Source organism: Psychrobacter sp. Sarcosine-02u-2, assembly GCF_002836335.1.
In the GTDB taxonomy this organism is placed as follows: domain Bacteria; phylum Pseudomonadota; class Gammaproteobacteria; order Pseudomonadales; family Moraxellaceae; genus Psychrobacter; species Psychrobacter faecalis.
The window spans coordinates 1-362 of record NZ_PJBX01000072.1; the positions used below are offsets into that span (position 1 = coordinate 1).

Annotated in this window: 1 protein-coding gene; it reads left to right on the plus strand. The window is 39.0% G+C overall.

Annotated elements, in window-relative coordinates; all coding sequences use genetic code 11:
* Window positions 1–38 precede the first annotated feature (38 nt).
* Window positions 39–359, plus strand: coding sequence for an IS630 transposase-related protein (locus tag CXF58_RS01315; protein ID WP_025651424.1), 321 nt, complete (start codon window positions 39–41; stop codon window positions 357–359).
* The last annotated feature ends 3 nt before the right edge of the window (window positions 360–362 follow it).

Genomic DNA, 362 nt, shown 5'->3' on the forward strand with positions numbered 1-362 from the left:
TATAGTAAAAGAAACAAAAATCCGCTACAGTATATAATATGGCATACTCAAAAGACTACCGACAACTGATCCTCAATAAGCTTGCAGAAGGCTATAGCATTCGACAACTTGCCGAGGAATATCAAATTAGCACCAACACTATTCAGCGTTGGAAAAAATTTCCTGAGCGTAAAAAACGTCAGTTTACCCCAACTAAAATAGACGATGCATTACTGAGAGCGGATGTAGAGGCTTATCCTGATGACTATCAGCACGAACGAGCTCGGCGTTTTAATTGTACTCAAAGAGCGATAGGCATTGCATTAAAACGAATCGGCATCACTCAAAAAAAAGAGCTTAACTCATCCAAAAGCAGATGATAA

What these genes read in the sequence shown, in the direction of transcription:
- CXF58_RS01315 (WP_025651424.1), top strand. Translation starts at nt 39, where the DNA reads ATGGCATACTCAAAAGACTACCGACAACTGATCCTCAATAAGCTTGCA.